22 protein-coding genes and 1 pseudogene are annotated in these 23,893 nt (G+C 64.2%); 10 read left to right on the top strand and 13 right to left on the bottom strand.

From position 1 onward, the window contains the following. Positions 1 to 125 precede the first annotated feature (125 nt). From ACK41X_RS14650 to ACK41X_RS14620, 7 genes and pseudogenes are all read left to right on the top strand, one after another. On the top strand, positions 126 to 1,991 hold the full coding sequence (locus ACK41X_RS14650) for an SLC13 family permease (RefSeq protein ID WP_409724591.1): 1,866 nt from the start codon (positions 126 to 128) through the stop codon (positions 1,989 to 1,991). Positions 1,992 to 2,271: 280 nt separating this feature from the next. After that, on the top strand, positions 2,272 to 3,294 hold the full coding sequence (locus tag ACK41X_RS14645) for a thiamine pyrophosphate-dependent dehydrogenase E1 component subunit alpha (RefSeq protein WP_409724588.1): 1,023 nt from the start codon (positions 2,272 to 2,274) through the stop codon (positions 3,292 to 3,294). Position 3,295: 1 nt separating this feature from the next. Then, positions 3,296 to 4,276 (top strand): alpha-ketoacid dehydrogenase subunit beta, encoded by a 981-nt coding sequence (locus ACK41X_RS14640; RefSeq protein ID WP_409724585.1) that lies wholly within the window; start codon positions 3,296 to 3,298, stop codon positions 4,274 to 4,276. Positions 4,277 to 4,283: 7 nt separating this feature from the next. After that, entirely contained in the window at positions 4,284 to 4,865 is a 582-nt protein-coding gene (locus tag ACK41X_RS14635) for a Uma2 family endonuclease (RefSeq protein WP_409724582.1), read from the top strand. Positions 4,866 to 4,895: 30 nt separating this feature from the next. Beyond that, positions 4,896 to 6,328: pseudogene (locus ACK41X_RS14630) on the top strand (NAD-dependent succinate-semialdehyde dehydrogenase). Between the two features lie 417 nt (positions 6,329 to 6,745). Beyond that, entirely contained in the window at positions 6,746 to 8,107 is a 1,362-nt protein-coding gene (locus ACK41X_RS14625; protein WP_409724579.1) for a dihydrolipoamide acetyltransferase family protein, read from the top strand. Between the two features lie 23 nt (positions 8,108 to 8,130). Further along, complete coding sequence (locus tag ACK41X_RS14620) at positions 8,131 to 8,742, top strand: LysE family translocator (protein ID WP_409724577.1); 612 nt, start codon at positions 8,131 to 8,133, stop codon at positions 8,740 to 8,742. Between the two features lie 3 nt (positions 8,743 to 8,745). Here ACK41X_RS14620 and ACK41X_RS14615 read toward each other — a convergent pair whose 3' ends face one another. Beyond that, complete coding sequence (locus tag ACK41X_RS14615; protein WP_409724574.1) at positions 8,746 to 9,354, bottom strand: methyltransferase family protein; 609 nt, start codon at positions 9,352 to 9,354, stop codon at positions 8,746 to 8,748. 126 nt (positions 9,355 to 9,480) lie between these two features. On the opposite strand from ACK41X_RS14615, the gene ACK41X_RS14610 reads away from it, so the two are divergent. Both ACK41X_RS14610 and ACK41X_RS14605 read left to right on the top strand, forming a co-directional pair. After that, positions 9,481 to 10,461, top strand: coding sequence for a 2-hydroxyacid dehydrogenase (locus ACK41X_RS14610; RefSeq protein WP_409724572.1), 981 nt, complete (start codon positions 9,481 to 9,483; stop codon positions 10,459 to 10,461). Between the two features lie 54 nt (positions 10,462 to 10,515). Further along, positions 10,516 to 11,214 carry an AprI/Inh family metalloprotease inhibitor gene (locus ACK41X_RS14605; RefSeq protein WP_409724569.1) on the top strand — a complete coding sequence of 233 codons (699 nt, stop codon included), beginning with the start codon at positions 10,516 to 10,518 and terminating at the stop codon, positions 11,212 to 11,214. A gap of 59 nt (positions 11,215 to 11,273) precedes the next feature. Here ACK41X_RS14605 and radC read toward each other — a convergent pair whose 3' ends face one another. The 12 genes from radC to ACK41X_RS14545 form a co-directional block, all read right to left on the bottom strand. Continuing rightward, positions 11,274 to 12,005, bottom strand: a complete 732-nt coding sequence (gene radC, locus ACK41X_RS14600; RefSeq protein ID WP_409724567.1) for a RadC family protein — start codon at positions 12,003 to 12,005, stop codon at positions 11,274 to 11,276. Between the two features lie 79 nt (positions 12,006 to 12,084). Continuing rightward, positions 12,085 to 12,915, bottom strand: coding sequence for a type I methionyl aminopeptidase (gene map / locus ACK41X_RS14595; RefSeq protein WP_409724565.1), 831 nt, complete (start codon positions 12,913 to 12,915; stop codon positions 12,085 to 12,087). Between the two features lie 92 nt (positions 12,916 to 13,007). Then, positions 13,008 to 13,991, bottom strand: coding sequence for a D-erythronate dehydrogenase (gene denD / locus ACK41X_RS14590; RefSeq protein ID WP_409724562.1), 984 nt, complete (start codon positions 13,989 to 13,991; stop codon positions 13,008 to 13,010). 12 nt (positions 13,992 to 14,003) lie between these two features. Beyond that, positions 14,004 to 14,330: a hypothetical protein gene (locus tag ACK41X_RS14585; RefSeq protein ID WP_409724560.1), complete on the bottom strand. Its 327-nt coding sequence runs from the start codon at positions 14,328 to 14,330 to the stop codon at positions 14,004 to 14,006. Positions 14,331 to 14,355: 25 nt separating this feature from the next. Next, positions 14,356 to 15,114 carry an SDR family oxidoreductase gene (locus tag ACK41X_RS14580; protein WP_409724557.1) on the bottom strand — a complete coding sequence of 253 codons (759 nt, stop codon included), beginning with the start codon at positions 15,112 to 15,114 and terminating at the stop codon, positions 14,356 to 14,358. Between the two features lie 21 nt (positions 15,115 to 15,135). After that, positions 15,136 to 15,807 (bottom strand): GNAT family N-acetyltransferase, encoded by a 672-nt coding sequence (locus ACK41X_RS14575; RefSeq protein WP_409724554.1) that lies wholly within the window; start codon positions 15,805 to 15,807, stop codon positions 15,136 to 15,138. Further along, on the bottom strand, positions 15,804 to 16,646 hold the full coding sequence (locus ACK41X_RS14570) for an oxaloacetate decarboxylase (RefSeq protein WP_409724551.1): 843 nt from the start codon (positions 16,644 to 16,646) through the stop codon (positions 15,804 to 15,806). The genes ACK41X_RS14575 and ACK41X_RS14570 overlap by 4 nt, the downstream gene beginning before the upstream one ends. A gap of 189 nt (positions 16,647 to 16,835) precedes the next feature. Next, positions 16,836 to 18,191 (bottom strand): TRAP transporter large permease, encoded by a 1,356-nt coding sequence (locus tag ACK41X_RS14565; protein ID WP_409724548.1) that lies wholly within the window; start codon positions 18,189 to 18,191, stop codon positions 16,836 to 16,838. 12 nt (positions 18,192 to 18,203) lie between these two features. Further along, positions 18,204 to 18,731 (bottom strand): TRAP transporter small permease subunit, encoded by a 528-nt coding sequence (locus ACK41X_RS14560; RefSeq protein WP_409724545.1) that lies wholly within the window; start codon positions 18,729 to 18,731, stop codon positions 18,204 to 18,206. Between the two features lie 133 nt (positions 18,732 to 18,864). Next, positions 18,865 to 19,935, bottom strand: a complete 1,071-nt coding sequence (locus ACK41X_RS14555; protein WP_409724542.1) for a C4-dicarboxylate TRAP transporter substrate-binding protein — start codon at positions 19,933 to 19,935, stop codon at positions 18,865 to 18,867. Positions 19,936 to 20,107: 172 nt separating this feature from the next. Next, on the bottom strand, positions 20,108 to 21,901 hold the full coding sequence (locus ACK41X_RS14550) for an IlvD/Edd family dehydratase (protein WP_409724539.1): 1,794 nt from the start codon (positions 21,899 to 21,901) through the stop codon (positions 20,108 to 20,110). A 58-nt stretch (positions 21,902 to 21,959) separates the two neighbouring features. Further along, a complete protein-coding gene (locus tag ACK41X_RS14545; protein ID WP_409724536.1) occupies positions 21,960 to 23,261 on the bottom strand; it encodes a hemolysin family protein in 1,302 nt (433 codons plus the stop codon). Between the two features lie 98 nt (positions 23,262 to 23,359). On the opposite strand from ACK41X_RS14545, the gene ACK41X_RS14540 reads away from it, so the two are divergent. Further along, a complete protein-coding gene (locus tag ACK41X_RS14540) occupies positions 23,360 to 23,803 on the top strand; it encodes a two pore domain potassium channel family protein (protein ID WP_409724533.1) in 444 nt (147 codons plus the stop codon). Positions 23,804 to 23,893: the final 90 nt, after the last annotated feature.

The raw sequence follows: 23,893 nt of genomic DNA, 5'->3' as shown, positions 1-23,893 counted from the left end.
TCGCGGTCTACTGGCCGACGCATCTGTTGCTGCAAAATCTATTCAAATCCGCCGGATGACATGATCTTTCACCCGGCCAGGAACATTTGCCCGCGAATACCGTTTGTGCCCGCTGGGGTGATGGAATGACGACCGAGCAGATCCTGCTTCTCCTGATACTCGCCGTCACCATCGCGGGCTTCCTGTGGGGCCGGTGGCGCCACGATATGGTGGCGGTCGGCTCGCTGCTGGCCTGTGTGGCTGCCGGGCTCGTCCCGACCAACGATGCATTTTCCGGCTTCGGTCATCCGGCTGTCATTACCGTGGCGGCGATCCTGGTCCTGAGCCGCGGCCTGCAGAATTCCGGCGCGGTCGATGCCTTCACCCGCTTTGTCCTGCCGCAGACCTCGGGTCCGGTCGCGACCATCGCTGCGTTGACGACGATGGCTGCGGTCCTGTCCGCCTTCATGAACAATGTCGGCGCTCTGGCGCTCTTGATGCCGATCGCGGTCCAGATCGCGAGCCGGCTTGAATTGCCGCCCGGCCGGCTCCTGATGCCGATTGCCTTCGGCTCGATCCTCGGCGGCATGACGACGCTGATCGGCACGCCGCCGAACCTGATCGTGTCCGGCTTTCGCGTCGGCAACGGCGCCACCAGCTTTGCCATGTTCGATTTCACCCCCGTCGGCGCCGCGGTGGCGATCTTTGGCATTGCCTTCATCATCCTGATCGGCTGGCGGCTGGTGCCGGCACGCGAACGCGCCGGCACCGAGGAATTCGACACCGGAGCCTATTTGACCGAGGCGCGCATTCCGGAAAACGCCAAAGCCGTCGGCATGACCATGCGCAAGCTCGAGGAGGCGCTCGACGAGGCCGAGGCGCAGATCGTGGGCGTGATCCGCAACGAGATGCGTCTGCCGGCACTGGAGCCATGGAGCCGGCTGCGCGCCGGGGACATTCTCATTATCGAGGCCGATCCGAAGGCGCTGACGTCGGCGCTGTCGGCCCTGGACCTGAAACTGGAGGAAGCGGCACGCGACGACGAGCCGGAACAGACGGAAGGCAGGCCGAAAAATGGCGACGCGCCAGCGGCGCGCGCTGCCCACGATCCTGCCGCAAGCGAGGACGAGCAATCCTCGGGCGCTGAGACCTCCGAAGACATGGTGCTGGCCGAGCTTGCCGTTCTGCCCGACTCGCCGCTGGTCGGCCGGTCGGCGACCGGCATCCGCCTGCGCAGCCGGTTCAACGTCAATCTGCTCGCAGTCTCACGTCAGGGGCGGCGCTCGATCTCGCGGCTGCGCACCTTGCCGCTCGCCGCCGGCGACGTGCTGCTGATGCAGGGCCGGCCGGAGGCGATTTCGGAATTTGCCGGCCAGTTCGGCTGCGTGCCGCTCGCCGAGCGGACCCTGCGGCTGCCGGACAAGCGGCAGGCCGTGATCGCGACAGCGATTATGGCCGTTGCCGTGGGCGGCGCGGCCTTCGGCCTGCTGCCGGCGGCGGTCTCCTTCGTAGCCGGGGTTCTGGCGGCAATGGCGCTGCGGGTCGTTCCGGTCCGCGCGGTCTACGATGCAATCGACTGGCCGGTGATCGTTCTGGTCGCCGCCCTGATCCCCGTGGCTGGCGCGATGGCCACCACGGGTGCGGCCGATCTGATCGCCCGCTTCCTGCTGGAGGTGGTCGCCCGCGAGCATCATGTTCTTGCGCTCGCAATCATCCTGATCGTCACCATGACGCTGTCGGATTTCATGAATAACGCCGCGACCGCGGCGGTGATGTGTCCGATCGCAATCGGTACCGCGGCCAGTCTCGGTGTCAGTTCCGATCCGTTCCTGATGGCGGTCGCGGTCGGGGCCTCATGCGCGTTCCTGACCCCGATCGGACATCAGAACAACACGCTGATTCTGGGACCGGGCGGCTTCCGATTTGGCGATTACTGGCGGCTCGGGCTGCCGCTGGAGGTGATCGTCATTGTTGTCGCGATCCCGATGCTGATCTGGGTCTGGCCTTTCTGACGCGGGCCGCGGCCGTTTTCGACATGGTGAAGGGATGCGGAGCTTCGCCCCTCCAGCGGCCCGTGCCACGTCAAAACGCGCAGGCTGTGCCGGCATGCCGGAGGTTGAAGGCCGCACGCGCAACGTGCGAATGAGCCGCGCGGCATTCCGGGCCCGCATATTTGACATTTTTCCGGAGGCCAGCGCCCTGCTATGGTCCGCCGCGCCAGAGCGCGTCAGACGTGACGGCGGGCGTCCAATCCGCAGGCGCCGATAACGAGGAAGCGAGCCAGAGACAGCGATGCTGGATAAAGCAAACAAGGCGAAACCCGGCCTGAACGACGATATTGGCGAGGACAAGAGGCTTGAAATGTACCGTCTGCAGGTGCTGCTGCGGCAGGCCGAGCAGCGCGCCTTCGACCTGTTCCTGCAGAACCTGGTCAAGGGCACGAGCCATCTCTCGCTCGGCCAGGAGGCGGTCGCGGCCGGCTTCGCTGCCGCCATGAAACCGGGAGACCTGTCGTTCTGCACCTATCGCGGCCATGCCCACACGCTGGCACGCGGCGTGCCGGTGGAACAGGTGCTCGGCGAATTGATGGGCCGCGATAACGGCCTGATGCGCGGCAAGGGCGGGTCGATGCATCTGACCTCGGTCGAGCACGGCGTGATGGGATCCTATGCGATCATCGGCGCCCATTTGCCGATCGCCTGCGGCGCCGCCTGGCGCGCGCAATACAAGGGTCACGACGACGTTTCCGTCTGCTTCTTCGGCGACGGCACCACCAATATCGGCGCCTTCCACGAGGCGCTGAACTTTGCGGTGGTATGGAAGCTGCCGGTGATCTTCGTCTGCGAAAACAATCTCTACATGGAATATACGCCGATCGGCGACGTGACGGCGGTGCCGCATCCCGCGGCCGACCGCGCCGCGGCTTATGGCCTGCCGCGCATCATCGTCGACGGCAACGACGCCGACGAAGTCTATCGCACCGCGATGGCGGCCTATGCGAAGGCCCGCAAAGGCGAGGGGCCGTCGCTGATCGAGTGTCTGACGTACCGACATAGCGGCCATTCGCGCGCCGATCCGGCGAAATACCGTCCCGAAGGCGAACTGGAAAAGTGGAAGGAGCGCGATCCGCTCAAGATCTATCGCGAACGGCTCCTGGAATTCGGCATCGATCCCGAGGTGATGAAGGGCATCGAGGACGGCATCCTGAAGGAAGTCGACGAGGCAACGGAGAAATGCAAGGCCGCGCCGCCGCCGCCGCACGACATCATCCATACCGATGTCTATGCCGACGGCGGCTTTGCCTGGAGAAACTGAGATGGCCGAATTGACTTATCGCGACGCGGTCGCGCGCGGCATTGCGCAGGAAATGGCGCGCGATCCGGATGTGGTGTTTCTCGGCGAGGACGTGGCGAAAGCGGGCGGCGTGTTCAAGGCGACGGTCGGCCTCTACGAGCAGTTCGGCCCGCTTCGGGTGCGCGACACGCCGATCTCCGAACAGGCGATCCTCGGCGCCGCCATGGGCGCGGCGATGACCGGCTTGAAGCCGATCGCCGAGATCATGTTTTCGGACTTCATCGCGGTCTGCTTCGACTATATCGCGAACGAATTTCCCAAGAGCCGCTACATGACCAACGGGCAGGTGAAATGCCCCTTGGTCGTTCGCACCGGCAACGGTGCGGGATCGCGGTTCGGCGCGCAGCATTCGCAGAGCGTCGAGAACTGGTGCATGATGATTCCGGGGCTGAAGGTGGTTGCGCCGTCGACCCCGCGCGATGTCATCGGCCTCCTTGCAGCGGCCGTGCGCGATCCGGATCCGGTGATCTTCTTCGAGCACAAGTCGCTCTATCCGATGAAGGGCGAAGTGCCGGACGGCGAGATCGTTGACACCCTCGGCACCGCGAAAATCGTGCGGCCCGGCAAGGATGCGACCATCCTCGCGCTGGCGCTGATGGTGCCGCGGGCGATCGAAGCCGCCGACCGGCTCAGGGCGGAACACGGCATCGATTGCGAAGTGGTCGACGTGCGTTCGCTGGTGCCGCTCGACACCCAGACCATACTCGGATCGGTCGGGCGCACCCATCGGCTGTTCACCGTGGAAGAAAATCCGCGGCTGTGCGGCTGGGGCGCGGAAATCGTGTCGATCGTCGCCGACGAGGCGTTCTACGATCTCGACGGTCCGCCGGTGCGGATTACCACCCCGCATATTCCGCTGCCCTCCGCGGACTTGCTGGAGGACGCGGTGCTGCCGACGGTGGATCGCATCGCGGACACGGTGCGGCGGAGTTTGGGGAGTTAGGTCCGCAATGCGGCAGCCAAAGGCACGCGAAGCGACCTACGCCGATATCGAGGCGCTGCCGCCGAATATGGTCGGCGAGATCATTTTCGGCGTGCTGCATGCGCATCCGCGGCCGACGCCGCGGCATGGCGTTGCGGCGGGTGAGTTACAAGCTGAACTCGCACTTCCGTTTGGGCGTGGCCGTGGTGGCCCCGGCGGCTGGATATTTATCGTCGAACCGGAATTGCATCTCGGGCCTGACGTCGTCGTGCCTGACATCGGCGGTTGGCGGCGCGAGCGGCTGACACCGTTTCCGGAAACGGCTTTCATCGAAACGCCACCGGACTGGCTGTGCGAGGTTCTCTCGCCTTCGACGCAGCAGATCGACCGCACCGATAAGCTCGCCGTCTATGCTGCGGCCGGCGTCGGCTTCTGCTGGTACGTCGATCCGATTGCGAAGACACTGGAAGTGCTGGCGCTGACCGATGGCAAATGGCTGCTGGCGGCGACGTTCAAGGACGACGACCCGGTCACCGCTCAACCGTTTGAAGCGCATACCTTTCCTCTCGACGTGCTGTGGGTACCGGGACCGGAAACACACAACAAATAGCAATTTTCAGGGAACGCCAGGGAAGTCTCCATGTACGAAAATCTGCTCGCCAATGTTCCGACCGATCTTTGGATCGGCGGCAAATGGCGCAAGGCCTCCGATGGGCAGCGCTTCGACGTGATCGACCCGGCGACCGAACGGACAGTCGCGTCGGTCGCAAGTGCCACCGTGGACGATGCGATTGCCGCACTCGATGCGGCAGAGGCCGCATTCCCCGGCTGGGCGGCGAAGAAGCCAAGGGAACGTGGCGAAATCCTGCGCAAGGCGTTCGAACTGATCATGCGCGATGCGGAGCGGCTGGCGAAGCTGATCACCGTCGAGAACGGCAAGGCGCTGCCGGATTCCCGCGCCGAGGTCGCTTATGCCGCCGAATTCTTCCGCTGGAATGCGGAGGAAGCGGTGCGCAATCTCGGTTCGCTCTCGATTGCGCCGGCTTCGGGGGCGCGCATCCTGGTGCAGCACAAGCCAGCCGGCATCGCCGTTCTGGTGACGCCGTGGAATTTCCCGGCGGCAATGGCAACCCGCAAGATCGGACCCGCGCTCGCCGCCGGATGTCCGGTGGTGCTGAAGCCTGCCTCCGACACGCCGCTCACCATGCTGGCGCTGATGCCGATCCTGGAGGAGGCCGGCGTGCCGGCCGGCGTGGTCAACGTGATCCCGTCGCGCTCGTCGGGCAAGGTGGTGAGCGCGATGCTGCACGATCCGCGCGTGCGTGTGGTCTCCTTCACCGGCTCGACCGAAGTCGGCCGCGTGCTGCTGCGCGAGGCTGCGGACAACATCATCAAGCCGGCGATGGAGCTTGGCGGCAACGCCCCGTTCCTGGTGTTCGAGGATGCCGATATCGATGCGGCGATCGAAGGCGCGATGATCGCCAAGATGCGCAACATGGGCGAGGCCTGCACGGCGGCGAACCGCTTCTACGTGCACGAGAGCGTGCATGATGAGTTTGCGAAGAAACTCACCGGCAAGATGGAAGCCTTGAAGATGGGCAACGGCCTCGACGAGGACATCAATCTCGGTCCCCTGGTCAACAAGGAAGGCCGCGACAAGGTGATCGAGCTGGTCGACGACGCGGTGTCGAAGGGCGCCAAGGTCTTGACCGGCGGCAAGATGCCGGACGGGCCGGGCTTTTTCTATCCGGCCACTGTGCTCACCAATGTCCCCGACTCGGCGAAGATGCTGAGCGAGGAAATCTTTGGGCCGGTCGCCTCGATCCAGACCTTCAAGACCGAAGACGAGGCGATCAAGCGGGCCAACGATACCGAGTATGGTCTTGTCGCCTATCTCTATACGAAGGATCTCGGCCGCGGCATGCGGGTGTCGGAGAAGCTCGATTTCGGCATGATCGGACTGAATCGGCGGCGCCGTTCGGCGGCATGAAGCAGTCCGGCATCGGGCGGGAGGGCGCGCATGAGGGGCTGATGGAATTTCTCGAAACCCAATATGTGTCGGTGAACTGGTGAGGCTCGAAACCGTATGACGCCGAAGGGACTTGCTCGCAGGATAAAGGACTTTCGTGCGAAGCCGCCTTTAACGACAGAACTAGAGCGCCTATTGATTGCTCGAAATATGCGTACCTTAGAAAGGGCTTGGTACAGTTCACAGAAAGAGCATTGGCTTGGGTGGCTGCGCGACTACGATCGGCCCGGCAATTATGGTCGGAAGAATTCGGATCGTTCGGCTCAGTTCGTTTATAACCATATCAACTGTTCTCCGATGGTCTTGTGGTTAGGTGAAGCATCTGGCGTCCCAAAAAACATTGTTAGAATGGCGCAACGTGCAGCGCTGAGAGCTGGAAGCAATATGGGGTCGCAGTGCGCGGCAATTAGGAAGGTTATTCCTTGGGCGCTGATTGAAGCCAGACTAGAACAAGGCAAGAGTTGAAAATGGACGTACTGATGCCGCAGCTTGGCGAGACCGTCGCCGAGGGCAAGATCGTCAAGTGGTTCAAGAATGCGGGCGATGTTGTCGCGCCGGGCGATAACCTGTTCGAGATCGAGACCGACAAGACCTCAATGGAAGTGCCGGCGACGTTCGGCGGCACGCTGTCGGCGATCAATTTTCAGGTCGGCGAAGTCGCAAAGGTCGGCGCGGTGGTGGCGGTGATTCTCGGCGAGGGTGAGAAGCCGCAAGCATCCGCCCCGCAAGTCCGAGAGTCAGAGCCCGCGCCAGCCTCTCCTCCGCTCACCCCCGCGAAGGCGGAGGTCCAGAGCCAAGAGCGAGATCCTCGCTTTCGCGGGGACGAGCGTACCGAGAGCGCATCGCGCGCCGCTGCGCCGATTAAACTGGACCCCTTCCGCGAGGTCCGCACCCCCGAGCGCAATTTCGGCCCGGCGCGGATCGCGGGCGGCACCACGGTGACGCCGCTGGCGCGCAGGCTCGCCGGCGAGAACGGCATCGACCTGTCGCGGATCAAGGGCACGGGTCCGCATGGCCGGATCGTTGCGCGCGACGTGGAGGCGAGCATCGCGCAAGCGCCCGCAGGCGCTCCTGCGCTGGCCAAAGGTCCGTCCGCCGCCGACATTCTGGCGCTGTACCGTGACATCCCGTTGCAGGAAGCGCCGCTCGACGGCATGCGCGCAACCATTGCCGCGCGGCTGACGCAAGCCAAGCAGACCGTCCCGCATTTCTATCTCACCGCCGATATTTCGCTCGATGCCCTGATGGCGGTGCGCAGCGCGGCCAATGAGGCCGCGCCGGCCGGCGAGGGCGGCTACAAGCTCTCGGTCAACGATTTCGTGATCAAGGCGCTGGCGCTGGCGCTCAAGCGGGTGCCCGCGGCGAATGCAATCTTTGCACAGGACCGCATCCTGCGCTTCGGTCGCGCCGATATCGGCGTTGCGGTGGCGCTGGACGGCGGGCTGATCACCCCGGTGATCCGGGCCGCGGATACGAAATCGCTCAGCGCCATTTCCAACGAGATGCGCGAGCTTGCCGCGCGCGCCCGCGACAAGAAGCTTAGACCTGAGGAATACCAGGGCGGCGTCAGCGCCGTTTCCAATCTCGGCATGTACGGCGTGCGCGACTTCTCGGCGATCATCAACCCGCCGCAATCGAGCATTCTCGCGGTCGGCGCGGCGCAGCGGCGGCCGGTCGAGACGGACGATGGCGGCGTGCGCTTCGAGACCCAGATGACCGTGACGCTGTCCTGCGATCATCGCGTCATCGACGGGGCGCTGGGCGCGCAATTGCTCGCTGCGCTCAAGGGCTATCTCGAACAGCCCGTGGCCATGCTGGTTTGATCGCATGACGCGGGTGTGATGCCGTGGAACAGATCGCCTTCCTCACCTTCGCGGTTGTGTTGCTGGTCGCGGTGATTTCGCCCGGTCCTGCGATCGCGGCGCTGGTCGCCCGCATCATGGCGCGCGGCACCGGCGGGATCGCGGCCTTCTGCGCCGGTCTCGTGGTCGGCGATCTGATCTGGTTGTCCTGCGCCATGTTCGGGCTTGCAGCACTGGCGGCGCTGTTCCAGCCGGTGTTCCAGATCGTAAAATATGCCGGCGCGGCCTATCTTCTATTCCTCGCCTGGAAGCTGTGGCGCGAGTCCGGCGCACCCGTGCAAGCCGAGCCCGTGCGGGGGCAGGGACTGCAGCTTTTCGGCGCGGCGCTTCTTCTGTCGCTCGGCAATCCGAAAATCATGCTGTTCTATCTGGCGCTGATGCCGACGGTGATCGATCTCACGCGGCTCACGATGCTCGACATGGCCGAACTCGCAGCGATCGTGGCGGTGGTGGTCAGCATCGTCCTGACCGGTTACGTCATTCTCGCGGCGCAGGCCCGCCGCCTGTTCAGCTCGCCGCGCGCGCTGCAGACCGTCAACCGTACCGCAGGCGTTGCGATGGTGGGCGCGGCTGCGGCCATTGTGACGCGCAATTGATGGTCAGGGCAGCCGCAGCAGCACCGGGATCAGGCCGGTGTCCTGCAGGTGTTCGAACAATTCGGCAAGCGGGACCGCGAGCAGGAACACCAGCGCGTCGGCAAACGTCATCAGGACGCGCGGCGGTCGGATGGTCAGCGTGGGTTCGTCGTGCCACAGCGAAGGCTTGGGCAGAAAGCGCGGCACGCGCGCAAGATAATCCCGATACGATGCCCCATAGCGGCCGGCAAGAACCTGCTCCTCCTGCAGCACCACGACATGGAACACGAGCCACGCAAGCCCGGCGCAGATCAGGCCGAGCGCGATGCTGCCCACCTGCATGCCCACGCCCGCGGCGCCGAGAAAGGAGAAAAAATACAGCGGATTACGCATGACCGAGTAGGGACCGGTCTGGACGAATTCCTCGATCTTGCGGCCGCCGATATAGAGCGAGGCCCAGGTTCGGCCGAGGATGCAGGCGACGATCAGCACGATCCCGAGCCATTCAATCATTTCGTGGACGGTCCTGCCGCTCGGATACACCGATGCGGTAACGGCGAACACAAAGACGCCGAGTGCGACCACGATATAAAGGACGATCTTGCGGATCGTCTGGACAGTGTGGATTTTCATGGGGTCGAAGCGGTCGGTGGCCGATTGGGACTGTCAGCTTGGCGGAATGGTTTCCGCTGGTATAGATGAATTGCGGCCGAAACCGGCCGCATTTTCTTAATGGACATCAATGCGACGGAGAGCGGGATGGCGGCGGACAGGCCAGAGATATTGCTGATTGGGCAGCCCAAGCCGGTGATCCTCGGCGGCATCGAGCCGTTCTCGACCGTCCACAAGCTTGCCGAAGCCGAGGACCCGGACGCCTTCATCGCGGAGATCGCGCCGCGCATCCGCGGCATCGCCATCGCCTATACCGCCAACAAGATCGACGGCGCCTTCATGTCGCGCTTTCCGAAGCTCGAAATCGTATCGAGCTTCGGCGTTGGCTACGATCATGTCGATGCCAAATGGGCAGGCGAGCACGGCATCGTCGTCACCAATACGCCCGATGTGCTGAACGAGGAAGTTGCCGACACCGCGCTCGGTCTCTTGCTTTGTACGGTGCGCGAACTCCCGCAGGCCGAACGCCATCTGCGCGCCGGCAAGTGGCCGCAGGGCGCCTACCGGCTGACGCCTGCGACACTGCGCGACCGCACCGTGGGCATGGTGGGGATGGGACGCATCGGCAAGGCGATCGCGCGAAGGCTTGAAGCGTTTGGCGTGCCGGTGGTTTACCACTCGCGCAATCCGCAGCCCGGCGTGACGTACAAATATTACCCGAAGCTGCTCGACATGGCGCGCGACGTCGACACCCTGATGGTGATCGTACCGGGAGGGGCGGCGACGAAGAACCTGATCGACGCCGACGTGCTGAAGGCGCTCGGTCCGAACGGCATTCTCATCAACATGGCCCGCGGCTCGGTGGTGGACGAGGAGGCGCTGATCAAGGCGCTGAAGGATCGCACCATCATGTCGGCCGGGCTCGATGTGTTCGTCAACGAACCGCAGGTGCCGCAGGAGCTGATCGAGATGGAGCACATCGTGCTGTTTCCGCATCTCGGCTCGGCCTCGGTGGCGACCCGCAGGGCCATGGACCAGCTCGTGGTCGACAACCTGAAATCCTGGTTCGCCGGCAAGGGTCCGCTGACGCCGGTTCCGGAAACGCCCTATCCGCCGAAGCCGGCGTGATTTTGCCGCAAGGGCTGTGCTAGAAAGCGTGCCTTGGCGATGGGGCGAGCGAAGATGCGGCGCTTTCTTTTCGGGCTGATGCTGCTTGGTCTGGCGAGCCCGGCGCTGGCGCAGCCGCCCGAACCGGCGGAGCAGGCGGCGGCCGAAAAAGGCATGACCGGCGTCTGGGAATTGTCCAATTCCGAGCGCGACCAGATTTGCAATCTCACATTCAAATCCGAGCCCGCCGGGAAAGGCTCACAGCTTGAGTTCGACGACGCCTGCCGCGAAAAAGTCCCGCCGCTGAAAGAGGTGGAAGGCTGGACGCTGGCCAACCAGACACTGACGCTGGTCGATGCCCGCGGCCGCGCTGTGTTCGAACTGACCGAAGTCGAAGTCGGGATGTTCGAGGGCGAACGCAAGGGCGAGGGGCTTTACTTTCTGCAGACCGCGGCCTCGGCGGCCGTATTTGCGCCGAAGCGCTCGGTGGAGGATCTCGCCGGCGAATGGTCGATGGTCAAGGCCGAGAAGCCGGTCTGCGATCTCACCTTCACCAACACGGCCACCAAGGGCTACGACGAATATCGCCTGACATTCCGCCAGCCCTGCGATCCGGCGATGACGCGGCTCAATCCGACTGTCTGGCGGCTCGACAAGGGCGAACTGGTGCTGGCGGCGCCCACCGGACAGGTCTGGCGCTTCGAGGAGCGCGAGCCGAAGAAATGGTGGCGCGTGCCGGAAGGCGGCGATCAGATCGTGCTGCAAAAGAAATAAGCGCGGCGCGGCGGGCCGTGCCCGTATAATTCGGCGCAGCGCGGCAATGGCGCCCTCGTTCAGATCAGCCGCAGTCCCTTCAGGCTCGCGTGGCCGTCCTTGCCGACGATGATATGGTCGTGCACCGAAATGCCGAGCGGTTTGGCCACCTCCACGATCGACTGCGTCATCTGGATGTCCGCGCGGGAGGGGGTCGGATCGCCCGACGGATGATTGTGGACCAGGATGATGGCGGTCGCCGACAATTCCAGCGCGCGCTTGACCACTTCGCGCGGATAGACCGGGGTATGGTCGACGGTGCCGGTTTGCTGCACCTCGTCGGCGATCAGCTGGTTGCGCTTGTCGAGAAACAGGATGCGGAACTGCTCCTTGTCGGCAAAGGCCATCACCGTGCGGCAATAGTCGAGCACGGCGGACCACGACGACAGTACGGTGCGCGCCTTGACCTGGCCGCGCACCAGGCGGCCCGCCGCCGCCTGCACGACCTTGATCTCGGTGATGGCGGCCTCGCCCAGTCCCTTGATCTCCTTCAGCCGCATCTCGGGCGCTGCGATGGTCTCGGCAAAGGATCCGAATGTCTCGATCAGCTTCTTGGCAAGCGGCTTCACGTCCCGCTGCGGGATGGCGCGGAACAGCACCAGTTCCAGCAGCTCGTAATCGGCCAAGGCCTCCGGGCCGGCCTCGCGAAAGCGCGCCCGCAGCCGCTCACGATGCCCATGGTAATGCGGCGTGGCGTCTTGCAGGCCCTCGCGCGACTTGTTCTGATCGCTCTGCTTTCCCGCCTGCCGCATCCGTCCCGCTCCGCCGCAAGCATGACGTGATCGCGGTCATTTGCAACGGCTGAATCGCCGCGCGCTCCCGATGTCCTGGTCAGACCTTGGCCATATAAGGCGGCTTGTCGAGGCCCTTGGGGGACAGGGTGAAGATTTCGGCGCCGCTATCGGTCACGCCGATCGTGTGCTCGAACTGCGCCGACAGCGATCTGTCGCGCGTCACGGCGGTCCAGCCGTCCGACAGCACCTTCACATGCGGACGTCCGAGATTGATCATCGGCTCGACGGTGAAGAACATGCCGGGCCGCAGCACCGTGCCTTCGCCGGCCCGGCCGACATGGACGATATTCGGCTCGTCGTGGAACAGCCGGCCGAGACCGTGGCCGCAGAAGTCGCGCACCACGCTCATGTGCTGGGCCTCGACGAAGGACTGGATCGCGGCGCCGATATCGCCGGTGGTGCCGCCCGGCCGGATCGCGGCAATGCCGCGCATCATCGCCTCGAAGGTCACATCGATCAGCCGCTCGGCGCGGCGCGGAATCTCGCCGATCGGGTACATGCGGCTGGAATCGCCGTGCCAGCCGTCCAGGATCAGCGTTACGTCGATATTGACGATGTCGCCTTCCTTCATCGGCTTGTCGTTGGGGATGCCGTGGCAGACGACGTGATTGATCGAGGTGCAGGTCGATTTGCGGTAGCCGCGATACATCAGGGTCGCGGGCAATGCCCCATGATCCATCGCGAAGTCATGCACCAGCCGGTCGATCCGCTCGGTCGGCACACCGGGACGCACCTCGGGAACCAGCATGTCGAGGCATTGCGCGACGAGCTGTCCGGCCTTGCGCATGCCGGCAAAGGCCTCGGCCTTGTGCAATTTGATCTGTCCGGTCTTGCGCATCGGCGCAAGGGCCGCATCGACGTAATTCATGGAAGGGCCTCGGGGGCGGGTCGCTCGGCCGCAATGTAGGCGATCGGACCGGCGATGCAAGTTCGGGGCCGGATGGCAGCTTTGCCGCTAGACTAATGCACGAAATCGCCGCCGAGATCGTCCTCGATATGCACCCGGATGATTTCGTCGAAGGAGGATTCGGCGGTAAAACCAAGTTCGCGGGCTCTCGTGCAATCGAACCGGCTGGGCCAGCCTGCCACGATTTTCTCGATAAAGGGATCGGGCTTGCGCTTGACGCGATCCGCCACCCGGTCGCCCGCAACCCGGCGCAACGCGGCAAGCTGCTCGCCGACCGTGCAGCAGACGCCCGGCATGGTCATGTTGATGCGGTGGCCGAGTTGCTCCGGCGTCAGCGACGCCGCATGCACCAGAAACCCGGCCGCGGCGCGCGGCGAGGCATGGGTGTTGGTCACGTCCTCGGAGACCGGCAGGGTTGCCTCGAGACCCGCCAGCGGCTCGCGGATAATGCCGGAGTAAAAGCCGGAGGCCGCGAGGTTCGGCTTGCCCGGCCGCACCGTGATGCCGCAGAGCCGCACGCCTACGCCTTCGAGAAAGCCGCGCCGGTTGTAATCGGCGAGCAGCGTTTCGCAGATCACCTTGTGCGCGCCATAACTGGTCAGCGGTGTCAGAATGAAGTCGTCGGGAATCGAATGCGGGAACGGCGCGCCGTAGACCGCGATGGAGGAGGTGTAGATCACCTTCGGCCTGTAGCCGTCGGAGGTCTTGCGGATGGCTTCAAGGAGATTGCGGGTGCCGTCGAGATTGGCGCGATAGCCGGCCTCGAAATCGGTTTCTGAACCGCCGGACGGTATCGCCGCGAGATGAAAGATGACACCGGGCCGGTCCTTCACGAGATGCTCGGCGACGCCGGGTGCGGCAAGATCGGCGGTTGTTGTTATGACCTGCGTCGCGAGACCGTTTGGCGCCTGCGGCGGCACGATATCGGTCAGCGTCAGGGTGTCGATGGCCTTGCCGTTCAGGCCGCCGTCACGTGCGAGCCGTTCGAGCAGCTTGCGGCCGATCATGCCGGCCGCGCCGGTGATGAGGATATGCATGCTTTCAGTCCGTCAGTGGCAATAGGAAACGCCGTCGAGCACTGCGCAATCGCGCTTGTGCGGCGCATTGGGATCGTCGAGCGGCACCGAGCCGCGCCCCGAAGGCGATCCGACCAACACGCCGGGGCCGACGCGCACGGAATCCTTGTGACCGATATTGACGCTCGGATGCCGGGCGGCGGAGGAGCGGGTGCCGTCCGGCCAGATGATGGCATCGCCCGTGAACACGCCGGTGCGGCCGTCGTCGCAGGTCACGGCGTTGCCGGCGCGTTTGCAATTGGCGGCGAGCGCGAGGCCGGGCGCGAGCGCAAGAATGATGGCAGCCGAAATCAAACGCATGAACGCCTCCGGAGCGATCCGGACCTTACAGCGCAAGGCCGCCGTCGGCCAGATGCGGCTGGCCAGTGATGTAATGCGACTCGTCGGACGCAAGGAACAGCGCAAGCGCGGCGACTTCCTGCGCGGTGCCGAGCCGGCCCATCGGTTGGCGGTCGACAAAGCCTTGGCGGACCGCATCCAGCGACTGTCCGCTCCGCGCTGCCTGCGCCGCGATCCGTTCGTCGAGCGAGGGTGATTCGATCGTGCCCGGACAGATCGCGTTGCAGCGAATGCCGTGCCGGATGAAGTCGATGGCGACCGCCTTGGTCAGACCGATTACCGCGGCCTTGGAGGCACCGTAGACGTAGCGGTTCGGCAGGCCCGTGACCGACGAGGCCACTGACGAGATATTGACGATCGAGCCGCGCTGCTTTTTCAGCATCGCCGGCAGAAAGGCGCGGATCGTGCGATGCATCGACTTGACGTTGAGGTCGAAGGAAAAATCCCATTCGTCGTCGCTGCACTCGAGCACCGTGCCGTGATGAACGAAGCCCGCGCAATTCATCAGAATATCGGCGCCGCCGAAATCCCGATCCACCGCTTGCGCCAGGGCGTCGACGGCCTCGCGCGAGCGCACGTCGAGCGGTAGCGCTTTCGCTGCGGCAAGGCCCGAAAGCTTGTCGGCGTCGAGATCGGTCGCAATCACCTGCGCGCCTTCGGCAGCGAAGCGCTCCGCAATGGCGCGGCCGATGCCCTGACCGGCGGCGGTGACGACGGCAACCTTGTTCTTCAGGCGATCGGCCATGCCCCTATTCACCCTCTGACTCTATTCACCTTCTGACATCAATGCGGCGAGGCTCGATTTCTGCCGCCCATCGGCGTCGAAATTGCCGGGCGCGAGCCATCGTTCGAACGCCGCCTTGCGAGACGGCCATTCGCAATCGAGGATCGAATACCATGCCGTATCGCGGTTCTTGCCCTTGACGATCATGTGCTGGCGCAAGATTCCCTCGAAGCTGAATCCGTAGCGCAAAGCCGCCTGCCGGGACGCCGAATTGAGCGCGTTGCATTTCCATTCATAACGGCGATAGCCCAATATCTCAAAGGCATAGCGCGCGAGCAGATATTGCGCCTCGGTGCCGAGACGTGTGCGCTGCAAGGCCGGCGCATAGGCGATATGGCCGATCTCGATCACGCCCATATCCGGACGGATCGCCATCAGCGCCGCAATCCCAAGCGCGCGGCCATCCGGATCGACGATTGTGTAAACATAGGGGTCGGCAAGCGTCGCGCGCCCGGCGATCCAGGTCCGGAACGCTTCCGCATCCGGGAACGGGCCATAGGGCATATAGTCCCAGATCGCAGGCGTGTCGCGGAAAGCGTCCCACAGGGTCGCACCGTGCCGGTCCGGGTCGAGCTTCTCGATCCGGCCATAATTGCCTGCGAGCGCGACCGGCTCCGGGATACGTGCGCCCTTGAAAATCAGACTGCCGGTCACGCAAGCGCTCGTCTGGCGCGGTCGTCGCGGAAGAAGGCGTTCAGATCCGCCGCCGGTGCTGCATCGGCAAAGCCGCCGAAGCAGCCGCCATCGGCAAGCTGGCGGGCGGCGCGGATGAAGCCGCCCCAGGCGGCGCGGGCCAGCGATCCGCCGACGCTGATGCGGCGCGTGCCGAGCGCCGCGATGTCGCGCACGGTCAGGTCGCTTGGCCATCCGATCAGGATATTGACCGGCTTCGGCGCGACCGCTTCGACGACAGCCGCAATCTCGTCCCGTGTTCGAACGCCCGGCGCATAGAGGCAATCGGCACCGGCGTTGGCGAACGCCTTCAGCCGCCGCACGGTCTCCTCCATGTCGGGACGGCCGCGGATGAAGCCTTCGGTCCGCGCGGTCAGCATTACGTCCTCGCCGGACTTGTCGATCGCCGCGCGCGCCGCCTTGATGCGGGCAAGCGCGAGATCGAACGGATAAAGCGGGTCGGCCTTGTCACCGGTGGAATCCTCGATCGACAAACCGGCGACGCCGGTCTTCACGCATAGCGACACGCTCTCCGCAACGCCTTCCGGCGCGTCGGCATAGCCGCCCTCGAAATCCGCATTGAGCGGCACGTCGCAGCTCTCCACCAGTTCGGCGATATGCGCGAGCATCTGGTCGCGCGGCACGGCGCCGTCGGCATAGCCGGCAGCATAGGCATAGCCGAGACTTGTCGTTGCCAGCGCCTTGAAGCCGAGATGCTGGAGATAGCGCGCCGAGCCGACATCCCATGGATTGGGAATGACGAAGCAGCCGCTCTCGTGCAGCGAACGGAAGGTGCGGCGCTTGTCGGCGATCGATGTCATGAGCTTGGTCCGAATTCTTGTTGGAATTGAATTGTCGGACAGGCAAGGTTATGGGGAAACTGCAAAGGCTGCAGGCGGGTTACTCCTCAGACGCATCGCTGGCAATTTGGCGACGCCTGGCGGCCGGCGCTTCTCGCACCTGCGAGAAGCCGCAGCCGGCAGCGAAAAAAAACCTTGGCGTGCCGTTGGCTACAGGCTCGGCAAAAAGGTCGCGATCTGCGGAAACAGCACCAGGAGGAGGATAACCCCGAACAGAATGAACCAATACGGGATCGCGCCGCGGAAAATTTCCGCGAGCGGCACATTTGGCTCCGGCACCGCCGCCTTCACCGTGAAGACCAGAATGCCGAAGGGCGGCGTCAGCAAGCCGGTTTCGATCGCCAGAATGCCGATGATGGCGAAAGCGAGCGGATCGATGCCGAGCGTCGCCGCGATCGGGGCGAAGATCGGCACGGTGAGCAGGATGATCGAGATCGAATCGATCAGGCAGCCGAGCACGAACCAGATCAGCAGCATCACGACGAGAATGCCGGTGGCCTCGAGGCCGGTGCCGAGCAGGAAATTTTTCGCGGTCTCGGTGAAGCCGGTCATGGAAAGCACGCGGGAATAAAGCTGCGCGCAGAACAACAGCAGCAGAAGCGGACCGGAGGTGCGCCCAACATTCAGCACCACCTGCCAGATTTCGCGCAGGGTGATGCCCTTGATCAGCGCCAGGACGAGCGCGCCGACCGCGCCGACGCCTGCGCCTTCGGTCGGGGTGCAAAGGCCGAGCCAGATCGATCCGAGGACGCCGGCGATCAGCGTGAGCACCAGAGCGGTGCTGACGATCAGTGGGCCGAGCGGCGGCTCGTCCGTGTCCGGCAGATGCCGTGTGGCGACCGCTGCGCCGAGCGGCGCAGCCTGGACACGTCCGCCGGCGCCGCCGACCAGCGCCGGATTGAGCATCGCCGCAACCACCACATAAGCGCAGAACGCGGTGGCGAGCAGCAACCCCGGCAACACGCCCGCCAGGAACAGTTTGCCGATCGACAATTCGGTCAGGACGCCCCAGACGATCATCAGCACGGACGGCGGGATCAGCATGCCGAGACAGGAGGAGCCTGCGATGCAGCCGAGTGAGAACGACCGGTCATAGCCGAAGCGCCGCATTTCCGGATAGGCGATGCGCGAGAAGGCCGCGGCGGCCGCGATGCTGACGCCGGTGACGAATGCAAAGATGGCGTTGGAGATGATTGTCGCTACCGCAAGCCTGCCCGGCAGCCAGCGGCTGAAGCGATTGGCCAGCGTATAGAGATCGCTCGCCGCGCCGCATTTGGCGAGAAAATCCCCCATCAGCATGAACAGCGGAATGACGGCGAAGACGTAATCGCGCAATGCCTCATAGGCGGTATTGGCGACGAAGGTGCGCACCACGTCGATATCGCCGAGCATCAGATAAATGCCGATTGCGGCGGTCACGCCGAGGGCGATGGCGATATGGACGCCGGCAAAGACCAGCGCCAGCAGCACGACAATAACCAGGATCATTTCGCTGTGGCCGAACATCGCGATTCCCGGTCAATGTGCGGAGCGTGACGGCGGCGGCGACGACGGATCGGGACGCGCAAGCGCGATGGCAGCGAGCGCCGCCTGGCCAAGATAGATCGCGACCACGAGGACCGATCCTGCCATCACCACGAAACGGGCTGGCCAGACCGGCACGCGCAATGCGCCTTCGCCCTCGAACTCGTTGCTGGTCCAGGCATGCAGCAGAGGTTCGTAGCCGCCCCAAACGATCAGGATGAAGAAAGCGGCGCCGAGCAGTCCGGAGGCGAGATCGGCGAAGGCATGCCCCCTGCGGCCGAACATCGAGACGACGACATCGGTGCGCAGCATGCCGCCGCTCTGCACCGCATAGGCCGCGAGCAGGAAGCAGATGATCACGATCGACATCGAGACGATTTCCGGCGTGCCCTTGACCGGCGCGTTGAATGCGCCGCGGCCGATCACGTCGGCGACGACGAGGAAGCCGAGCAGAAAGATGATCGCGGCTGCGACCGCGAGCAGGGTATGGACGAGGCGGGTGACGATGCTTTCAATTTGCATGTACTGCTCGCGGGGCCGACGTCAGCATGAAAGCGTCATGGCCGGGCTTGTCCCGGCCATCCACGTCCTGCTGCCTGCAGGATCGATAAGACGTGGATGCCCGGCGCAAAGCCGGGCATGACGACGGCAGAAATCACTTTACGCTGTAACGAACCGGCCATTTGTGACCGTGCTTCTCCGCCGCGGCGAGCGTGGCTTCAAGCACCTGCGTTGCCGGGAGGCCTTGCGCGTCGAGTTCCTTGGCCTTTTCCTTCGGCCAGCCGGCAAGCGACTTGGCCCAGTCGGCCTGCACGCTGTCGGGCAGCTTGCGCACCACGGTGCCCTTCGCCTTCAGGTCTTCGAGCTGCTTCGGATAATTGGCCTGGTTCACGGTGCCGGTCATCGCCTCGTATTCCTTGCCGACCTCGAGGATGATGTCCTGCACGTCCTTGGGCAGCCTGTCCCAGCGTGCCTTGTTGATGGTCAGGCCGTGCCAGGTGATCGCGCCGAAGCCGATCTCCGTATAATACTTGCCGACTTCGAACAGTTTGAAATTCACCCAGCCCGACGGGAACATGATCCAGCCGTTATAGACGCCGGTCTGCATCGCGGTGTAGGCCTCGGGCAAGGACGATTGCACCGGCGTCGCACCGGCATATTCCAGCCACTTCAGATTAAGGCCGGCGCCCGCGAGCTTCTGGCCCTTCAGGTCGGAAACATTGTTCCATTCGAAATTTGTGCCGAGATTGTATCCGTTGTCGGCGATCAGGGCGATCAGCTTCTGCCGAAACTTGTCCTCGAACACTTTCGAGAGATACGGCACCTGATCGTAGACTTCGCGCGCGATCTTCACGCTGGCCACCGGGTCCATGGTGCCGAACGGCAGCATCACCTGGAAGGCATGCAGCGGCAGGTTCGACGGTTCGAAGCAGAAGCAATAGCCGCCGATATCGATGATGCCGGACTGTACGCCTTCCAGCGTGTCCGCCACCTTCACCATGGCGCCGCCATAGCCTTCGACGAACTCGACCTTGTGCTTGGTGCGCGCCGCCACGCGCTTGGTGACTTCCGGCACGAAGAAATTCTGCATCAGATTGACATAGGTATTGACCGGCGGATGGCCGGAGGCGATCCGCAGCCGGATCGTTTCCTGCGCCGACGCGACGCCGGTGGTCGCAACCAGCGCTGCGACCGACAATAAGCCAATTATCGTTCTCAGATTCATGATTTTCCTCCCCGGCCGCGTATCGCGGCTTGTCTGTTTTTGTGTCGCAAGCATCGGGCGCAACGCCTGGGAAAGTCAAACATTATCGGCAGGATGCGACGCTGACGGACCATGCAGCGTTTTCGCAGTCTGAAACCGACCGGACCGAAAGCACGGTCTATAAATGCAGCAACTAATGATTGTCGCGGGGGACCGCGGTCTGTGCGATGCGCCGGTAGCGGTCGGCGTTGCGAATGATCTGTCCGTCCGCCATCTGCGTCACGGTGCTTCGATAGATTTCCTGCCACGGCGTCTGGCTTTCGGGCATGGCGAAGCCGCCATTCTGCTCCAGTGCCGTGCGGCGGCGCACCAATTCATCCTCGGGGACCAGCATGTCGGCGGTGCCCTTGCCGAGGTCGATCCGCACCCGGTCGCCCGTGCGCAGCAACGCCAGTCCGCCGCCCGCCGCCGCTTCCGGCGAGGCGTTCAGGATCGACGGCGACCCGGACGTGCCGGACTGGCGGCCGTCGCCGATGCAGGGCAGCGATTCGATGCCCTGCCGCAGCAGAGCGGCGGGCGGCTGCATGTTCACGACCTCCGCCGATCCTGGATAGCCGATCGGGCCCACACCGCGCATGACGAGGATAGTGTGTTCGTCGATCCGGAGCGCGGGATCGTCGATACGTGCGTGATAATCTTCCGGTCCCTCGAACACCACCGCGCGCCCCTCGAACGCATCCGGATCATCGGGGTTCGAGAGGTAGCGCTTGCGGAAATCCTCGGAGATCACACTGGTCTTCATGATCGCGGACGAGAACAGATTGCCGCGCAGCACGCGAAAGCCGGCCTGCGCTTTCAGCGGGCGGTCGTAAGGACGGATCACGTCCGGATCCGATGCTTTCGTATCGTTGACATTCTCGCCGATGCTGCGGCCGTTGACGGTCTGCGCGTCCTTGTGCAGGCGTCCGGCGCGCAGCAGCTCATGCAACACCGCCGGAAGGCCGCCGGCCCGGTAATAGTCCTCGCCGAGATATTGTCCGGCCGGCTGCATGTCGACCAGGAGCGGCACGTCGAAGCCGATCCTTTCCCAGTCCTCGATGGTCAGCGTGACGCCGGCATGGCGGGCGATGGCGTTGATATGGATCGGTGCGTTGGTCGAGCCGCCGATCGCCGAGCAGGCGACGATGGCGTTCTCAAAGGCTTGTCTGGTCAGGATGTCGGAAGGCTTGAGATCGTCCCACACCATCTCCACGGCGCGCCGTCCGGTCTCGAAGGCGATCTGCGCGCGTTCGCGATACGGCGCGGGGATCGCGGCGCAGCCGGGCAGCGACATGCCGAGCGCTTCGGCCAGCGCATTCATGGTCGATGCGGTGCCCATGGTGTTGCAATGTCCGATGGATGGCGCCGACGACGCGACGATGGCGAGGAATTCGCGATAGTCGATCTTTTCTGCCGCAAGATCCTTGCGCGCCTGCCAGATCACGGTGCCGGACCCCGAGCGCTTGCCCTTCCACCAGCCGTTCAGCATCGGTCCGCCCGACAGCACGATGGCGGGAATGTTGACGGTGGCTGCCGCCATGATGGCGGCCGGCGTGGTCTTGTCGCAGCCCGTCGTCAGCACCACGCCGTCGAGCGGATAACCGTAGAGGATTTCGACGAGACCGAGATAGGACAGGTTGCGGTCGAGCGCCGCGGTCGGCCGTTTGCCGGTCTCCTGGATCGGGTGGCACGGAAATTCGAATGCGATCCCGCCGGCGTCGCGGATGCCTTCGCGCACCCGTGCGGCGAGTTCGAGATGATGGCGGTTGCAGGGCGACAGATCGTTGCCGGTCTGCGCAATGCCGACGATCGGCTTGCCGGCGGTCAGTTCCTGAAGCGTCAGCCCGTAATTCAGATAGCGTTCGAGATACAGCGCGGTCATACCGGGATTGTCCGGATTGTCGAACCAGAGCTGCGAGCGCAACCTGCGCTTTTCGGTCCTCGCCATCGCCTCGCTTCCGTGCAGTAAGACCCGAATCAACGGATCGAATGAGAATCGGTTCCGGTCATTCGGCCGCCGCCTTATCAATCGGCGTGAACAGGAGTTTGTCGATGCGCTTGCCGTCCATGTCGATGATCTCGACGCGCCAGCCGGGAATCTCGAACGTCTCGCACTCGACCGGAATACGCGCGAGCTTTTCCAGCGCGAAGCCCGCGGCGGTATGATACTCGCCCGAGCCTTCTGGCAGCTTCAGCTTTTCCTCGAGCTCGGCGATCGGCACCCGTCCGTCGACCAGCCAGGTGCCGTCCGGGCGCTGCACGATATTTTCCGGCAATTGCTCGTGCTCCTCGCGAAGATCGCCGGCAATGCCTTCGAGCACATCGGTCAGCGTGGCGACGCCGAGGAAATCGCCGTATTCGTCGACGACGAAGGCGATATGCACCGGCACGGTGCGGAAGGTTTCGAGCAGCCGCAGCACCGGCATGGTCTCCGGCACGAAGGCCGGCTCGATCATCCGCTCCTCGACATTGACGCCATGGCCGGCGATCAGGTCCGCGACCAGATCCTTCTTCTGCACCACCCCGAGCGGCCGCCCGAGATCGCCATCGCGCGCCACCACGATGCGCGAATAAGGGCAATCGGCGATTTCGCGCTCGATGATGCCGGGTTCGTCGGACAGATCGATCCAGTAAACGTCGGGACGGGGCACCATGATCGAGGCCACGGACGAATCCGCAAGGGCGAGCACGCCGTGGATCATCTCTTCCTCGACCTCGTCGATGACGCCGGCCTCGGTGCCTTCGGCAATCGCGATCTTGACCTCCTCCTCGGTGACGGTGCCGGTCGGCTTGTCGGGAACGCGCAGCAGCCTGAGCAATAGCGACGAGCCGTTTTCCAGCACCCACACCAGCGGCCGTGCGACCAGCACGACGATTTGCAGCGGACCTGCGACCGCGGCGGCGATGCGTTCGGGCTGGGTCAGCGCGATCCGCTTCGGCACCAGTTCGCCGATGATGACGGAGAGCGCGGTGATGGCGATTACGACGAGAAGGAACGCGATCTCGTTGCCGCGCGGCGCGAATATCGGATACGTATTGAGAACCTCGCCCAGCCGTGCGCCGAGCGTGGCGCCGCCAAAGGCGCCCGACAGGATGCCGATCAGGGTGATGCCGACCTGTACGCCGGACAGGAAACGCCCGGGGTTTTCGGACAGCGCAAGGGCGCGCGCCGCGCCCGGGCTGCCGGCCTCGGCCATCTGCTGCAGGCGGATGCGCCGCGACGAGACGATCGCAAGCTCCGCCATTGCGAAGAACCCGTTGACCAGGATCAGCCCGACGACAATGGCGATTTCGAGCCAGACTGTCATAACCTCGCTTATGTGACACGCCGCAGCCGATGCGGCAACGTCTCTTACGGTCTCCCCTCCCGGATTCGCAGCCGGAAGCTATCCAAGGAATGTGTCCGATGATTTCCCAACTTGCTCTCGGCGGTGCGGTCAGTCTTGTAAATTTCGTGATTCATGCCGTGATGTCGGCGCTGATCATGGTGTGGACCCGGCATACCGCGGCCGCCACCGACGAACTGCATTTCGTAACCCGGCTGATCGCCTTGCTTCTGGTCACCGTGGCGGTTCTCAGCGCGGCGCATCTGCTTGAAATCCTGCTCTGGGCCGGCCTTTATGATTTTGCCGGCTTTTCCGTGCCGGCCGGGATTTCGCTGTTCGAGATCGCGTTCGAGAATTATGCAGCGCTCGGCTACGGCGACGTGGTGCCGCCGCTGCATTTGCGGCTGCTGGGGCCGATGACCGCGCTCAACGGGCTGCTGCTGATTGGATGGTCGGTCTTTATCCTGTTCGACGTGATGCGGATGGCCGAGATCGAGATCGGCCGTATTGACCGGCAAGGTTGACCGGTTCACCGGGAGGCGCGACTAATAGCACCGGCCTGGAGACCCTGATGATGCTGCGCACCGTTGCTGCCTTCGACCGGATCGGCGAGG

The organism is Pseudorhodoplanes sp. (genome assembly GCF_046289595.1).
Taxonomy (GTDB): Bacteria; Pseudomonadota; Alphaproteobacteria; order Rhizobiales; family Xanthobacteraceae; genus Pseudorhodoplanes.
This window is presented reverse-complemented; position numbering and strand designations above follow the sequence as displayed.